Raw genomic sequence first — 15,154 nt, forward strand, 5'->3', positions numbered from 1 at the left:
ACAGAAGGACGAAATCATGGCCCGTCAGAAGATGCTGATCGTGGGTGCGCTGGGGACCGTCGGCCGCCCGATGCTGGAGCATTTCGAAGCGTCCCCGGAATGGGACGTCTGCGGCGTGTCGCGCCGCACCCCGGATTTCGAGACCACCGCCGAATGGGCCGCCGTCGACCTGCGCGACCCCGACGATTGCCGCAAGCTGCGCGAGATCAAGGGCGTCACCAACATCTGCTACACCGCCGTCTACGAAAAGCCCGACGTGACGCGCGGATGGTCGGAATGGGACCATGTCGAGACCAACCTCGCCATGCTGAAGAACGTGGTGGAGAATGTCGAGGCGGTGTCGCCCAACCTGCGCCACATCACGCTGTTGCAGGGCACCAAGGCCTATGGCGGCCATCTCGGCCCCTTCCGCCAGCCGGCGCGCGAGAGCGACAAGCGCTACATGCGCCCCAACTTCTACTACGACCAGCAGGACTGGATTGCCGAGCGGCAGCAGGGCAAGGAGTGGAGCTGGAGCGTGCTGCGCCCGCAGATCGTCTGCGGCCTCGCGGTCGGCAGCCCGCTGAACATCATCACCGCCATCGGCGTCTTCGCCGCGGTGTCGCGCGAATACGGCCTGCCGCTGCGCTTCCCCGGCGGGGCGTCGCGCATCGGCGAGGCGACCGACGCCCGACTGATCGCCAAGGCCGCCGAATGGGCCGGCACCAGCCCGCAATGCGCCAACCAGGTCTTCAACATCGCCAACGGCGACGTTTATGTCTGGGAGAACGTGTTCCCCAAGGTGGCCGAGCTGTTCCGCATGGAACTGGAACCGGCGCAGCCCTTCTCGCTGGCCCGCATCATGCCGCAGAACGAGCCGATCTGGGACCGCGTGGTCGCCAAGCACGGTCTCAAGCCCTACAAATACACCGAGGTGGTTCCGTCCTGGCAGTTCGCCGACTTCCTGTTCGGTTACGGCCAGCGCCCCAACCCGCACCACATGAGCACGATCAAGGCGCGCAAGCTGGGCTTCCACGACTGCGTGGACAGCGAGGAGATGTTCGTCGATCTCCTCCAGGAGCTTCAGAAGCGCCGCATCCTGCCGGAATGAAAGAGGCCCGCCGCATGACCATCACGCGCAAAATCCACGGCGTTCCCGTGCAGTGGGAAACCCTGCCGGCGCTGGTCGCCGCCCGTGCGGCGCAGCACGGGGACGCGCCCCGGCTGACCGTTGCCGGGCGGGCGATGAGCTATCGCGAGCTGGACGGGGAGTCCAGCCGCGTGGCCGCCAACCTGCATCGGCTGGGGGTGCGCCGGGGGGATCGGGTGGCCTGCTTCCTGCGCAACGCGCCGGAGCATCTGCTGACCTGGGTCGCCGCCGGCAAGCTGGGGGCGATCTGGGTGCCGCTGAACGCCGGACTGGTGGGGGAGGATCTCGTCCACACCCTGACCAACGCCACGCCCGCCGTCCTGGTGGTGGACGGGGAACTGGCGGAGCGGGTGGAGGCGGTCGCGGAGCGGTTGCCGCCGATGCGCGTCTATGCGGTGGAGGATGGCGATGGGGGGACCGGCGGTCGCTTCCGGCCCTTCGCCGACCTGCTGGAGCCGGGGCATCCGCTGCCGGTGGTGGAGGTGTGCGGCGGCGATCCGGCGGTCATCATCTACACCGGCGGCACCACCGGCCTGCCCAAGGGCGCGCTTCTGCCGCATTTCGCCTGGATCGCGGCGGGGATGCGCTACGTCGAGGCGTTCGAGACGCGGCCGGACGACGTCCATTACTCGATCCTGACGCTGTTCCACGTCGGCGGCCTGATGCTGGGGGTGATGGGGCCGATGGTCGCCGACATACCGACGGTCATCGACCGCCGCTTCAGCGGCAGCAACTTCTGGGCGCGGGCAAGGGAGACCGGGGCGACCATCGTCGATCTGATCGGCACCATGATCACCGTGCTGACCGAACAGCCGGAACGTGCCGACGACCGTGACCACCGGGTGCGCGTCTCGCTGGGGGTGACGGGCCAGATTCCGCCCGCCGTGGCCGACCGTTTCGTGGAGCGGTTCGGCGTCGGCTTCGTCAACGTCTATTCGCTGACCGAGACCGGCGGCGTGCTGATCGTCAACAACCGGATGGACTCGCCCAAGCCGCGCGCCAACGGCCTGACCCACGGCTGGGCGGAGGTGACCATCCTCGACGAGGATGACCAGCCGGTGCCGCCGGGCATCACCGGTCAGATCGCCCTGCGCCCCCGCTATCCGCACATCTTTATGTCGGGCTATTTCAACGCGCCGGAGCGCACGCTGGAGTGTCTGTCGAATCTATGGCTGCACACCGGCGACCTTGGTCATCTGGACGCGGACGGCTATCTGCACTTCACGGGCCGTCAGGCCCATTGGCTGCGCCGCCGGGGCGAGAACGTCTCGGCCTACGAGGTGGAGAGCGTGCTCAGCCAGTGCCCAGGCGTCCGCGAGGTCGTGGTGGTCGGCACGCCCTCCGAGAAGGGGGAGGAGGAGGTGAAGGCCTTCGTCATCCGCGAACCGGGCAGCGGCGTGGAGCCCGCCGCCATCGCCGCTTGGTGCGAGGGCCGCATGGCCGCCTTCAAGATTCCCCGCTTCATCGCTTTCGTGGAGAGCTTTCCCCGTTCCGTGACGAAGCGCGAGGTGGAGCGTCACAAGCTGCGCGCGATGCCGAACGACGGAATCTGGGACCGCGAGGCGTTGCCGTCTGAATCGTACCGCGTCGCCAAAGAGAGGGCAGCGCCATAGAAGGCCGCGGATGAGCGACCCGCGCTCCGATACGGGCGCTGAACAGGGAATGGCCGCGCTTCACACGGCGGGCCATGACGTCATCACGCCGATAAATCCCCGTCATCGTCACATTGCATCAGGTGGAGAAATCAGACGGTCCGGCGCCTAGCTTTCCAGCACGGACTCGACGTCGGTCAGGTCGCTCAATCGGCGGGCCAGCTTGTCCGTGCACTGGATTTCCAGGATGCCAAAGCCGGCATTGGGGGATATCGCATGCAGATCGCCCGCCATGCCGTTCTGGCTGGCGAAGCGTTTGACCCGCTCCACCATGGCGTCGCGCTCGGGCCGGCCCGGACGCAGGCCGGGCAGCGGGCGGGTGAACAGGATCTTGTAACGTTTGAACATGGCGTGAGCCATGGGAGGGGCTCCCGGCCTGGGTGGGGCCTGTGTGGGGACGGACGCGCCAGGGGATGTGGCACGTCCGCCCCCACCGGCGCAAGCCCTTCGGGCCGGCGTCAGTCCCCAGCATCAGTCCTTGCTCGGCTCCACGTTCTCCGCGCCCTTGCGGGTGCCGCCGAAGCGGTCGGCGCCCTTGGCGTCGGGGGCGTCCGGCTTTTTGTGATTGCCGGTGTTCTGCTGGTCGTCGGTGTGCTTGACGGTCTCTTCGGTGTGGGGCTGCTTCATGGCGGGGCCTCATGCTCCGTTCGGAAAGGTCACCCCATCAACCGGCCAGGCTCGCGCCCGTTCCCTCAGATCACATTCGTCTCCAGCAGGGGGCGGTTCTCCACCAGACGGTCGTACTCGAAGGCCGACAGGTTCAGGCTGCGGTAGGCGCCGGTCGCGATCAACTCTGCCAAGCCGCGCCCGGCGCCCGGCGCCTGTTGCAGTCCATGGCCGCTGAAGCCGTTGCAGAACAGGAAGTTGCGAAGCTCCGGATGCGGCCCGATGACGGCATTCTGGTCGATCTCGTTGTATTCGTAGAAGCCGGCCCAGGCGTTGGTGACCTTGATCGCCTCGAAGGCGGGGACGCGTGCGGCCAGCGCCGGCCACATCATTTCCTCGAACAGGCCGTGCTCCACCGTCAGGTCGTCGGTGTCCGGGTCGCGGTCGGCGGGTGGCGGGGCGCCGCAGATGAACTGCTTGCCCTCGGGCCGGAACCAGACGCCGGATGGGTCGATGACCAGCGGGCAGCCGGGAAGCTCATCGCGGCAATCGAACACGAAGACGCAGCGCTTGCGCGCCGACACCGGCAGGGCCACCCCGGCCATGGTGGCGACGCGGCGGGCCTGCGGCCCGGCGGCGTTGACCGCCACCCCGCAGGACAGCCGCCGGCCGTCGGCCAGACGCACCGCGGTGACCTTGCCGTCGGCGGTATCGATGCCCGCGACCTCCCCGGCGATCATGGCGACGCCCAGCGCCTTGGCCTTGCGGCGGAAGGCCTGCATCAGGCTGTAGCCGTCGAACCAGCCCTCCCCGGACAGGCCGAGCGAGCCGAGCGCGATCCCCTCCACCGACAGCCAGGGGAAGCGGGCAGCCAATTCCTCCGGCGACAGCAGGGCGACGTCGGCGCCGCAGGAGCGCTGAATGGCGTTGTTCCGGCGCAGGATGTCCGCCCCGGCCCCGGTCGCCAGATAGAGATAGCCCGGCTCGCGCAGGCCCAGATCCACCGGGTCGCCGTCCACGGAGAGATGTTCCGTCGCGTTGCGGATGAAGGAGAGGCCGAACTGCGACAGCGCGATGTTCGCCGGCGTCGAGAACTGCTGCCGGATCGAGCTTGCCGACAGCGCGGAGGAGGCGCGCTGGTAGGTCGGGTCCCGCTCCACCACCGCGATGCTGCCGCCGAAGCCGGGGTCGTTCGCCAGGAAATAGGCGACCGCGCAGCCCATCACACCACCGCCGGCGATCACGACATCGTACCGATCCGCCATCGAACGCTCCCGAATTAACTATGTTTATCGTTCCGGTGATCGGGCCAGAAGGCGGGGCCGCCGTCAAGAGGGCTCAAGAGGCCCGGTGCTCACAGCCCGGCGATGGCGCGGGCGACGGTCATCCACTCGTCGCCCGGCTCGGCGTCGCGCAGGGCGAGCAGCGGCGGCCAAGCGCCCAACCGGCTGTGGCGGCGCTGGGTGACGAAGCGTTCGATCTCCTCCGGCGTCGGCAGGCGGTCGGCCTTGCGCTGGTTGCAGCGGCGGTGCGCCAGCACGACGTTCGGCGCCGCGTCGAGGCCGCCATAGGCCAGCGGAATCAGATGGTCGAAGGTCGCCTTGGTGCCCACCGGCTCCCCGCAATAGAAGCAGCGCCCACCCTGCAGAACGTCCATGAGGCGGTATTCGTCGGGGCTGACGGGCATGGGGTCTCCTGTGAGGCTCACACCGGGAGGCGGATCAGCACGCGCAGGCCGCCGTAGGGGCTGTCGCTGAGCGTGATGTCGCCGCCGTGGCTGCGGGCGACGTCGCGGGCGATGGTCAGCCCCAGCCCGGCCCCACCGGTCGCCTGGTTGCGCGAGCTGTCCAGGCGGAAGAAGGGCTTGAACACGTCGTCGCGGGATACCTGCGGGATGCCCGGCCCGTCGTCGTCCACCAGGATGTCGATGAAGCCATCCTCCCGCTCCGCCCGCACCCAGATGCGGTCGCCGTGGCGCCGCGCGTTGGACAACAGGTTGGCGAGGCAGCGCCGCGTCGCGTTGGGGCGCAGCGGCAGGGTCAGCCCGTCCGGCGCCGCCAGGGCCACCTCCGCCCCCTCGCGGCGGACGCCGGAGACCACCTCGTTGAGGATGCGCGTCAGGTCGGTCGGCTGCACGGTCTCCGTCCCCTCGCCGCGGGCAAAGGCCAGATAGCCCTCGATCATCGTCTCCATCTCGGTGACGTCGGTCAGAAGCTCCTCGACCTCCGGCCCGTCGCCGATCATGTCCAACGCCAGCTTCATGCGGGTCAGCGGCGTGCGCAGGTCGTGGCTGACGCCGGCCAGCATCTCCGTCCGCTGGGTGATCTGGCGGTGGATGCGCTCGCGCATGCGCAGGAAGGCGACCGCGGCCTGCCGCACTTCGGTCGCTCCCTCCGGCTTGAAGTTGCGCACGTCGCGGCCCTTGCCCAACGCGTCCGCGGCGGCGGCCAAGCGCTTGATGGGGCGGATCTGGTTGCGCATGAAGATGATGGCGACGGTGAACAGCACCAGGGCCGAACCGACCATCCACAGGATGAAGATGTAGCTGGTCGGGCTGAACAGGCGGCGTTCCGGCGACATCACCGACAGCACGCCGTCCGGCATCTGCACGCGGATCTCGTACCATTCGCGGGTGATGCGGGTGTTGATGGCGAAAGGCCGCCGCACCCGCTCGTGCAGCGCCTTGCTGAGCGTGTTCTCCAGCATGCCGCGCAGCTTCGGCGGATGGTCGGGCAGGGTGCTGCCGGGCTCCAGCGTCACGATCAGATCGGTGCTGCGCGCGGTGGCGGCCAGGGTCCAGTTGCGCCCCTCCGGGGTCGGGTCGTGCTCCAGCATGCCGATGACCATGGCGATGTCGCCGGCCACCGCGAAGGCCAGCCGGTTCGTCATGGTGTCCCAGTGCCGGTCGTAGAAGATCCAGGTGGCCACCGCCTGGGCCAGGATGACCGGCGTCACGATGATCAGCAGCGAGCGTCCGAACAGCGTCCGGGGCAGGAACCGCTTCAGCAGCCCCGTCTGCTCGCGGCGCGGCATCGGCATCGGGGCGGCGGCGGTGTCGGTGGTCATGGTCCTGGTCCTGGCTTTCCGGCGGTCCCGTTACGGGTCCGGCCTCAACACATAGCCCTCGCCGCGTACGGTGTGGAGGTAGCGTGGCTCCCGCGGGTCGGGTTCGATCTTGCGGCGCAGGCGGGTCACCTGCACATCGATGGTGCGGGCGTTGCCGGCGACCTTGCTGCGCTCCGTCAGTTCCTCGCGCGAGAAGATCGTGCCGGGGGAGGCGGCGAGCACGCGCAGCAGCCCGGCCTCCGCCGTGGTCAGCCGGACCACCTCCTCGCCCGCCCGCAGTTCGTCGCGGTCGGGCAGGTAGATCATCGGGCCAAGCTTGACCGGCTGCGGCGGAACCGGGTCCGCCGGTCGGCTGGCTTGGCGGCGCAGGATCGAGTTGATGCGCAGCAGCAGCTCGCGCGGGTTGAAGGGCTTGGCGAGGTAGTCGTCGGCCCCGGCCTCCAGCCCGGCGATGCGGTCGTCCGGCTCGCCCCGCGCGGTCAGCAGCAGGATCGGGAGGTCGCGCTCCCGCCGCAGCGATTCGGTCAGCTCCAGCCCGGTCTCCCCCGGCATCATGATGTCGAGCACCAGCAGGTCGAAGGCGAGCCCGGCCAGCTTGGCCCGCGCCTCCGCGGCGTCCTTCGCCGTGGCCACCAGGAAGCCGTTGCCGGCGAGATACTTGCGCAGCAGCTCGCGCAGGCGGGTGTCGTCATCGACGACCAGGATGTGGGGCTGGTCTTCTTCGGTCATGGCGCGACTGTAGCGCAACCGCGCGCCGCGCACCAAGGGAAGCGGCTGCCGCCGGCCAGGGCATCACGCGGCGGCATCGGCACCCGCGGTCAGCTCCGCCAGGGTGGACAGGATGCGGTTGGGTGCTGCGGGCTTGGTCAGCACGAGGCAGCCCGCGTCCTTGGCGGCGCGCACGAGATCGGCGGACAGTTCCCCGGTCAGCAGAATGGCCGGAACGTCCCGTCCCAGCACCCCGCGCAGCGTCTGGATGCCGCTCAGCCCGTCGGTGCCACCGGGCAGCCGGTAATCGCTGAGGATCGCCGAGGGTGCCTGAAGCGTGGCCTGAGCGGCGGCGAGGGCGGAATCGAAGCTGTCGGTTGCCATGACCCCGGCCCCGGCCTGCTCCAGCAACAGGGTCAGGGAGCTGCGCTGCAGCGGGTCGTCCTCGACCACCAGCACCCGCCGTCCGGACAGGCGTCCGAGGGACGCGGGCTCCGCTGTCGACGCCGCTGGCGGCGGTACCGACGCCAACGCCGGGACAGCGGGGGCGGGGACGCGGGGCAGGGTGACGGCGAAGACCGAACCGCGGCCGACCCGCGACCGGACCTCCAGCGGATGGCCGAGCAGGCGGGCGGTGCGCTCCGCGATGGACAGGCCGAGGCCGGCGCCGCGCGAGCCGTCGCGGGCGGGGTTGCCGATCTGGTAGAACTCCTCCCAGATCGTGCCCAGCTCGGCGCTGGCGATGCCCTGGCCGCTGTCCCAGACCTCCACCCGCAGGGCGTCGCCGCGCCGCCGCGCCCCGACGACCACCCCGCCGCGCGCCGTGTATTTGACGGCGTTGGACAGCAGGTTGCGCAGGATCGGCTGAAGCCGGGCGGGATCGCTGCGCACCCAGGCTTTGGTGGGCATCACGGTCAGCCGCAGGCCCTTGCCCTCGGCCTCCGCCCGCAATTCGGCGGCCAGTTGCTCCAGCAGCGGGGCGAGCGGAAGGACGCCGACCTCCACCGGCACCACGCCGGCCTCCAGCCGCGACAGGGTCAGCAGATCGTCGAGCAGCCGCTGCCCGGCCTGGAGCGACGCCGAGGCCATGGCGCCCAACTGCTTGAGCGTCGGGTTCGGCGCCTCCTTCAACAGCAGTTCGTGAAAGGCGGCCAGACCTTGCAGGGGTTGGCGCAGGTCGTGGCTGACCGTCGCCAGCACTTTCATCTTGGCGAGGCTGGCCATTTCCGCGCTGCGGAGGGCCTTCTCCAACTCCGCCGTCCGTTGGCGGACGCGGTCGTCGAGGCTCTGGTTGGCGCGCAGAAGCTCCGCCCGGACCGCTTCCTCCCGCCGGGCGCCGGCCAGGGCGAAAACGAACAGCACCGCCGCGCCGGTCAGGATGCCGCCGCTGACCGCGGTGGTCCACAGGGCGCGTTCCCGCCAGGGGGCCAACACCTCGGCCAGTGGCCGGCTCGCCACCACCACGATCGGGAAACCGGTCAGCATCCGCGCCGCGGTGATCTGCGTCCCCTCCACGATCGCCGGGCTGTCCGGAGGGTCCCAAGGCTGGGGCCAAGCGGCGGACGGCGGAGCGACGGCGCTGTCCGGCGGCCATTCGGCCAGCTTCTCCTTGCCGCTGGTAAACAGAGCCAGCCGAGCGCCCTCACCCCAGCCGGCTTCCCCGTACATCTGCGAGAAATAGGTGTTCTGGATGCCCGCCACCGCGATCGCCAGCAAGGCTCCCTCCTCGTCGCGCAAGGCGCGGCTGATGGTGAAGCGTCCCTGGCTGACGCCGGCGCCGGCGGGGAGGTGGGACCCGACATGGAGAGTTGACGGCGGTCCCTGCGTGACACCGAGATGGGCCTGGGCGTAATCGCGCCCCGACAGGTCGCGGGGCGGGGGCGGATGTTCCGCACTGTCCAGAAGCAGCCGGCCCTGCGCATCGAGCGCCCAGACGCCGCCGATCTGCGGCAGTCGTTCGGCGCGGGCGCGCATCGCCGCCTGGATGCGCTGCCCTTCGGCGGAGTCGCGGCGGTCCCACCGCTCCAACTCGGCCAGCAGCATGCGCAGTTGGGCATCCCCCGATTCGATGGCGCGGCTGGCGTGTTCGTCGAGGAGGTGCGCAGTCGCGGCGAACTCGCGGCGGGCCTGTTCCAGCGTGGCGTGGCGGTCGCGCGACACCGACAGGGCGGACACGCCGACGCACAAGGCGGCAAAGGTCAGGAAAGCGGCCACAAGATGGGCACGCTGCATGCCGCCGGCTCCTTCCAGGAAAGCTAAGACAAAAGAATCAGGGTGCCAAAACTATGGGCTAAGCAACAAGCCGGGGACAACTCCGCCGAAGGGCAGGGCCGACTCCGACGAACGAGGCAAGAGTCGTGAATCGGAACAAGTGTCCGGGCTTTGGCCGAAGGGCTCGGGTTGCATTGCGGCCTTTCGATCCCCACGTGAGAAGAGTCGAATTTCTTTGGGTCTACGGTCCGCTTGCAGATCGCTGCGTCTGGTCCTTCCCCTCGGTGATTTGATGTGAACCCGTGGCATGGGCGCCATGGGAAACCTCGTTCAAGGAACTACCAGATGGCTACTGGAACCGTGAAATGGTTCAACACCACCAAGGGCTACGGCTTCATCCAGCCGGATGACGGGACGGCCGACGTGTTCGTCCACATCTCCGCCGTTGAGCGGTCGGGCATCAATATTCATGAGGGCCAGAAGCTGTCCTACGAACTCCAGCGCGATCCCAAGAAGGGCAAGAGCGCCGCGGCCAACCTGAAAGAGGCGTAATTTTCAGCCCCGATTTCTGTCGGGGCCGCCCGCTCAGGGGTCGATTGCCCCCAAATCCTGTAACAGCCGCTTCACAAAAGAAACGCATGCTCCATGGACCGCCGGGACCGCCCGGATGGTGCCATGGGACACGATGACGATCACAGGAGGCATGCATGGCATCCGATAACCGCAGCGCGGATCGGAATGATCTCGACTCCATGACCCGCGAGTTTCTTGCGAAGGGGGGTAAAATCGTTCAGTGCCCACCGGGGTCTTCGGACAGCGTGGTGTACAAGCGCACGTCCTTCCGCCGCCGCGGCGCCGCGAACGCCGCGGGCAAGGAAGGGACGGAGGGCGCCACCGGCACGCCGCCGGCGGAGGCGGCTTCCACCGCCACCCCGGAGACGACCCCGGCCAAGGACAGCTGATCGACGGCTGGCCCGACCGGCGTCCCGGTCCGGTTCCTACCGCTTCACGGCGGCGAGCCGGGCCGGCACCGGTGGGGCGAACTTCACCCGGTCCTCCTCGTCCATCATGCCCAGCATCACCTTGCGGAAGCCCTCCACGGCCTCCGCCCCGGCCATGCGGTAGGCGCGGGCGATCCGCTGCCGCTGCGTCTCGGAGAGTTGGCGTTCCAGTTCCACGCCCTTTTCCGTCAGCTCCAGCAGACGTTGCCGCCGGTCCCGCACGCCCGTCTGTTGCTGGATGAATTCCTGCCGGACCAACTCCCCCAACACGCGCGACAGGCTCTGCTTGGTGATCTTCAGGATCGCCAGAAGCTCCGACACGGTGATCTTCGGGTAGCGCCCGACGAAATAGATGACGCGATGGTGCGCCCGGCCGAAGCCGATCTGCGCCAGGATCTCGTCCGGCTCCGCGGTGAATTCCCGATAGGCGTAGAACAGCAGCTCCATGCCCGTGCGAAGTTCCTCCTCGCGCAGGAAAAGCTGGTTCACGCCCGCTTTTATGTCAGCCATGTTGACGTGATCGGTGCGATTCGTTACAAATGGGTCAATAAGCCAGACATAAACGAACAAAGCCCGTGAGACAAGCGCGGCTTTCAACAATTCCATTCCAAGTCCCGAGCAACGGGCCAAAGACCAAGGTGGGAGCCGCCATGTCCATCCTTCCCTTCGACGACCGCGACGGCGTGATCTGGTACGACGGCGCGCTGGTGCCGTGGCGCGACGCGAATCTGCACGTCCTGTCGCACGGCCTCCACTACGCGAGCTGCGTGTTCGAAGGCGAGCGTGTCTACAACGGCACGGTGTTCAAGCTGACCGAGCACAGCGAGCGCCTGGCCGCCTCGGCCCGTATCCTGGGCTTCGAGCTGCCCTATTCGGTGGCGGAGATCGACGCGGCGACCAACGAGACGGTGAAGGCGATGGGCTTCACCGACGCCTATGTCCGCCCGGTGGCGTGGCGCGGCAGCGAGATGATGGGCGTGGCGGCGCAGGCCAGCCGCATCCACGTCGCCATCGCCGTCTGGCAGTGGCCGAGCTATTTCAGCCCCGAGGCGAAGATGGCCGGCATCAAGCTGACCTGGTCGCGCTGGCGCCGCCCGGCCCCGGACATGGCGCCGACGGCGTCGAAGGCGGCGGGTCTCTACATGATCTGCACGCTCTCCAAGCACGAGGCGGAGGCCGAGGGCTATCAGGACGCGCTGATGCTCGACTACCGCGGCTATCTGGCGGAAGCGACCGGGGCGAACCTGTTCCTGGTGATGGACGGCAAGATCCACACGCCGAAGCCCGACTGCTTCCTGGACGGCATCACCCGCCGCACGGTGATCGACCTCGCCAAGGCCCGCGGCATCGAGGTGGTCGAGCGCCACATCCAGCCCGACGAACTGGCGAACACCCAGGAGGTCTTCCTGACCGGCACGGCGGCGGAAGTGACCCCGGTCGGCCGGATCGGCGATTACCGCTTCACGCCGGGCCGCGTCTGCGAGACGCTGGTGAAGGACTACGACGCGCTGGTGCGCGGGTAAGAGGGCACGCCCTTTTTTCCCTCCCCTGCGATAGCGGGGGAGGGCCAGGGAGGGGGCATGCATGAAGGTGCTTATCGCTCCATCACCACAACGCGCGCATGATCCCGCGAGTCCGGTTTCGGGCGGACCGTGATCTCGACATCGCGTCCAAGCGCCACCAGCCCGCGCACCAGCCGCTCGATCGAAAAGCCCGTCAACTTTCCGCGAATCAGCGCCGACACTTTGGGCTGATCCAGGCCCATGCGCTCCGCAGCCTGCTTCTGCGTCAGGTCCAAGTCGCGGATGGCGAGCGCGATCTGTCCGGCCAGCCGTGCCTTCGCCATGGTTTCCTCGGCATCCGCCAAGCCCAGGTCGGCAAAGACGTTGCCGCTTCCCTCGGCGAGCGTCAGCTTGCCTTCGTCTTTCCTGTCTTCCATTGCGCGTACAACTCCTCCGCCACCTTCAACCGCTGACGGATCAGGTCGATCTCGTGGGCTGGTGTGGCAATTCCTCGTTTGGACTTCTTCTGGAAGGCATGAAGCACGATCACGGCGTCCTCGAAGCGAACCGTGTAGACGGCCCGGTAGGCATCTCCGCGATGATCCTCAACGACCTCCAGAACTGAAGCGCCGCCGAAGCCATGCAAAGGCTTGGCCTGCTCATGCTTCAGGCCGATTTGTGCCAGATGGACAGCAAAGCCGATTGTTTTTTTGACAGCGTCAGGAAATCCCAGGAGATCAGCCTTGGCGCTCGAAACCCACAAAACAGCCCTTTCTTCTGATGGCATTTCTTGTTCCTTGGATTCTATCAGTTAGGGAATTTTCCTTGACCACAGGCATGAATGGTTCCTTCCACAAGCTTTTTTCTAATCTCTGCTTTTGCAGATTTCTGTCAGTAAAATATGCCAAAACAGGCATGAGGTCAATGCCATAAATGGCATTGATAACGTGAGGCGGACGCGCAGCAGCCTCCGGACAAGCCTACGCTCGACAGCGGGGGTGGGGTGGGCCATATACTCGGTTCCCGTTCCGTACCCCTGGCGCGAGCGCATCCGCATGTCCCATCCCGTCCTGACCGCCCTCCCGCAGAAGTCCCTGCCCAAGCTGGAGGCTGGCAAGAAGTTCGAACTGGTGTCGGAGTTCAAGCCCTCCGGCGACCAGCCGCGCGCCATCGGGGAGCTGACCGAGGGGCTGCGCGCCGGCGAGAAGGATCAGGTGCTGCTCGGCGTCACCGGGTCCGGCAAGACCTTCACCATGGCGCACGTCATCCAGCACGTCCAGCGCCCCACCCTGGTGCTCGCCCCGAACAAGACGCTGGCGGCGCAGCTCTATGGCGAGATGAAGTCCTTCTTCCCGAACAACGCGGTGGAATACTTCGTCTCCTACTACGACTACTACCAGCCGGAAGCCTACGTGCCGCGCACCGACACCTTCATCGAGAAGGAATCCTCGATCAACGAGCAGATCGACCGGATGCGCCACTCGGCGACGCGGGCGCTGCTGGAGCGGGACGACGTCATCATCGTGGCGTCGGTGTCCTGCATCTACGGCATCGGCTCGGTCGAGACCTATTCGGAGATGACCGTCGACCTGCGCAAGGGCCAAGTGGTCGCTCAGCCCGACCTGCTGCGCAAGCTGACCGAGCTTCAGTACAAGCGCAACGACGCGGCCTTCGGGCGCGGCCTGTTCCGGGTGCGCGGCGACACGGTGGAGCTGTTCCCCGCCCACATGGAGGACCGTGCGTGGCGCATCTCGCTGTTCGGCGACGAGATCGAGGGCATCCATGAGATCGATCCGCTGACCGGCGAGAAGATCGCCTCGCTGGAGGCCGTCCGCATCTATCCCAACAGCCACTATGTGACGCCCAAGCCGACGCTCAACCAAGCCATCGAGCAGATCAAGCGCGAGCTGAAAGTCCGGCTGGAGGAATTCAACGCCCAGGGCAAGCTGCTGGAGGCGCAGCGGCTGGAGCAGCGCACGACCTTCGACATCGAGATGATGGCGGCCACCGGCGCCTGCGCCGGCATCGAGAACTATTCCCGCTACCTGACCGGCCGCGCGGCGGGCGAGCCGCCGCCGACGCTGTTCGAGTATCTGCCGGGCGACGCGCTGCTGATCGTGGATGAAAGCCACGTCATGGTGCCGCAGATCGGCGGCATGTACCGCGGCGACCGCATGCGCAAGGAGACGCTGTCCGAATACGGCTTCCGCCTGCCCAGCGCCATGGACAACCGCCCGCTGAAGTTCGAGGAATGGGAGGGCATGCGCCCGCAGACGGTCTTCGTCTCGGCCACCCCCGGCCCCTGGGAGATGGAGCGCACCGGCGGCGTCTTCGCCGAGCAGGTGGTACGCCCGACCGGCCTGATCGACCCGGAGGTGATCATCCGGCCCACCGAGACGCAGGTGGACGACCTGATCCACGAGTGCAAGGAGGTGGTGGCCAAGGGCAACCGCGTGCTGGTCACCACGCTCACCAAGAAGATGGCCGAGGCGCTGACCGAGTATATGCACGAGGCGGGGCTGCGCGTGCGCTACATCCACTCCGACGTGGAGACGCTGGAGCGCATCGAGATCATCCGCGACCTGCGGCTTGGCGCCTACGACGTGCTGGTCGGCATCAACCTGCTGCGCGAGGGTCTGGACATCCCCGAATGCTCGCTGGTCGCCATCCTGGACGCCGACAAGGAAGGCTATCTGCGCTCCAAGACCTCCCTGATCCAGACCATCGGCCGCGCCGCCCGCAACATCGAGGGGCGGGCGATCCTCTACGCCGACAAGATCACCGGCAGCATGCAATACGCCATCGACGAGACGGCGCGCCGCCGCGAGAAGCAGCGGGCCTACAACCTGGAGCACGGCATCACGCCGGAATCCGTGAAGAAGGCCATCGGCGACATCCTGGAGAGCGTCTACGAGCGCGGCGACCACGTCACCGTGAAGACCGGCCTGAACGCGTCGGAACTGGTCGGCCACAACCTGAAGTCCGTGATGGCCGACATGGAGAAGCGCATGAAGGCCGCCGCCGCCGACCTGGAGTTCGAGGAGGCCGCCCGCCTGCGCGACGAACTCCGCCGGCTGGAGGCGATGGACCTCGGACTGGAGCAGCCGGGCAGCATCGGCATCAGCTCCGCCCGCCAAGGTCGCGGCATTCCAGAGGGCGCTCCGAAGAAGCAGGGCCGCCGGGGACGGCGCTGACGGGAAAGGGGCGGGGATGCATCGGGAATAATGTCCCCGCCCCAGGCGTTCATCCAGTCAGTGCGGTCCGCTCTGCCGGGCCATG

16 protein-coding genes are annotated in these 15,154 nt (G+C 67.7%); 6 read left to right on the forward strand and 10 right to left on the reverse strand.

What is annotated here, in order from left to right:
• Positions 1–16: 16 nt before the first annotated feature.
• Positions 17–1,090: an SDR family oxidoreductase gene (locus AMK58_RS15790; RefSeq protein WP_051140450.1), complete on the forward strand. Its 1,074-nt coding sequence runs from the start codon at positions 17–19 to the stop codon at positions 1,088–1,090.
• 14 nt (positions 1,091–1,104) lie between these two features.
• Positions 1,105–2,742 carry an AMP-binding protein gene (locus AMK58_RS15795; protein ID WP_059399167.1) on the forward strand — a complete coding sequence of 546 codons (1,638 nt, stop codon included), beginning with the start codon at positions 1,105–1,107 and terminating at the stop codon, positions 2,740–2,742.
• 147 nt (positions 2,743–2,889) lie between these two features.
• On the opposite strand, the gene AMK58_RS15800 is transcribed toward AMK58_RS15795, so the two are convergent.
• The 7 genes from AMK58_RS15800 to AMK58_RS15825 all read right to left on the reverse strand — a co-directional run bounded on the left by AMK58_RS15800 (position 2,890) and on the right by AMK58_RS15825 (position 9,393).
• A complete protein-coding gene (locus AMK58_RS15800; RefSeq protein WP_035676775.1) occupies positions 2,890–3,141 on the reverse strand; it encodes a hypothetical protein in 252 nt (83 codons plus the stop codon).
• Between the two features lie 111 nt (positions 3,142–3,252).
• Entirely contained in the window at positions 3,253–3,408 is a 156-nt protein-coding gene (locus AMK58_RS30920; RefSeq protein ID WP_167555917.1) for a hypothetical protein, read from the reverse strand.
• A 65-nt stretch (positions 3,409–3,473) separates the two neighbouring features.
• Positions 3,474–4,652, reverse strand: a complete 1,179-nt coding sequence (locus AMK58_RS15805; protein ID WP_035676773.1) for an NAD(P)/FAD-dependent oxidoreductase — start codon at positions 4,650–4,652, stop codon at positions 3,474–3,476.
• A gap of 89 nt (positions 4,653–4,741) precedes the next feature.
• Positions 4,742–5,074 (reverse strand): HNH endonuclease, encoded by a 333-nt coding sequence (locus AMK58_RS15810; RefSeq protein WP_035676770.1) that lies wholly within the window; start codon positions 5,072–5,074, stop codon positions 4,742–4,744.
• Positions 5,075–5,091: 17 nt separating this feature from the next.
• Positions 5,092–6,453 (reverse strand): ATP-binding protein, encoded by a 1,362-nt coding sequence (locus AMK58_RS15815; protein WP_079285363.1) that lies wholly within the window; start codon positions 6,451–6,453, stop codon positions 5,092–5,094.
• A gap of 30 nt (positions 6,454–6,483) precedes the next feature.
• Positions 6,484–7,182 (reverse strand): response regulator, encoded by a 699-nt coding sequence (locus tag AMK58_RS15820; RefSeq protein WP_035676932.1) that lies wholly within the window; start codon positions 7,180–7,182, stop codon positions 6,484–6,486.
• Between the two features lie 63 nt (positions 7,183–7,245).
• A complete protein-coding gene (locus tag AMK58_RS15825) occupies positions 7,246–9,393 on the reverse strand; it encodes an ATP-binding protein (RefSeq protein WP_059399168.1) in 2,148 nt (715 codons plus the stop codon).
• Between the two features lie 324 nt (positions 9,394–9,717).
• Here AMK58_RS15825 and AMK58_RS15830 point away from each other — a divergent pair, with 324 nt between their 5' ends.
• On the forward strand, positions 9,718–9,924 hold the full coding sequence (locus AMK58_RS15830; protein ID WP_014197503.1) for a cold-shock protein: 207 nt from the start codon (positions 9,718–9,720) through the stop codon (positions 9,922–9,924).
• 269 nt (positions 9,925–10,193) lie between these two features.
• Positions 10,194–10,334 (forward strand): hypothetical protein, encoded by a 141-nt coding sequence (locus AMK58_RS30555; protein WP_155903557.1) that lies wholly within the window; start codon positions 10,194–10,196, stop codon positions 10,332–10,334.
• Positions 10,335–10,370: 36 nt separating this feature from the next.
• Here AMK58_RS30555 and AMK58_RS15835 read toward each other — a convergent pair whose 3' ends face one another.
• Positions 10,371–10,883, reverse strand: a complete 513-nt coding sequence (locus AMK58_RS15835; RefSeq protein WP_035676767.1) for a MarR family winged helix-turn-helix transcriptional regulator — start codon at positions 10,881–10,883, stop codon at positions 10,371–10,373.
• Positions 10,884–11,023: 140 nt separating this feature from the next.
• On the opposite strand from AMK58_RS15835, the gene AMK58_RS15840 reads away from it, so the two are divergent.
• Positions 11,024–11,896, forward strand: coding sequence for a branched-chain amino acid aminotransferase (locus tag AMK58_RS15840; RefSeq protein WP_035676764.1), 873 nt, complete (start codon positions 11,024–11,026; stop codon positions 11,894–11,896).
• A gap of 71 nt (positions 11,897–11,967) precedes the next feature.
• Here AMK58_RS15840 and AMK58_RS15845 read toward each other — a convergent pair whose 3' ends face one another.
• On the reverse strand, positions 11,968–12,312 hold the full coding sequence (locus AMK58_RS15845; protein WP_051140448.1) for a helix-turn-helix domain-containing protein: 345 nt from the start codon (positions 12,310–12,312) through the stop codon (positions 11,968–11,970).
• Positions 12,282–12,662 (reverse strand): type II toxin-antitoxin system RelE/ParE family toxin, encoded by a 381-nt coding sequence (locus AMK58_RS29640; RefSeq protein ID WP_035676761.1) that lies wholly within the window; start codon positions 12,660–12,662, stop codon positions 12,282–12,284. The genes AMK58_RS15845 and AMK58_RS29640 overlap by 31 nt, the downstream gene beginning before the upstream one ends.
• A 268-nt stretch (positions 12,663–12,930) precedes the next feature.
• Here AMK58_RS29640 and uvrB point away from each other — a divergent pair, with 268 nt between their 5' ends.
• Positions 12,931–15,069: an excinuclease ABC subunit UvrB gene (gene uvrB, locus AMK58_RS15850; RefSeq protein WP_035676758.1), complete on the forward strand. Its 2,139-nt coding sequence runs from the start codon at positions 12,931–12,933 to the stop codon at positions 15,067–15,069.
• The last annotated feature ends 85 nt before the right edge of the window (positions 15,070–15,154 follow it).

Source organism: Azospirillum brasilense (genome assembly GCF_001315015.1).
GTDB lineage: Bacteria > Pseudomonadota > Alphaproteobacteria > Azospirillales > Azospirillaceae > Azospirillum > Azospirillum brasilense.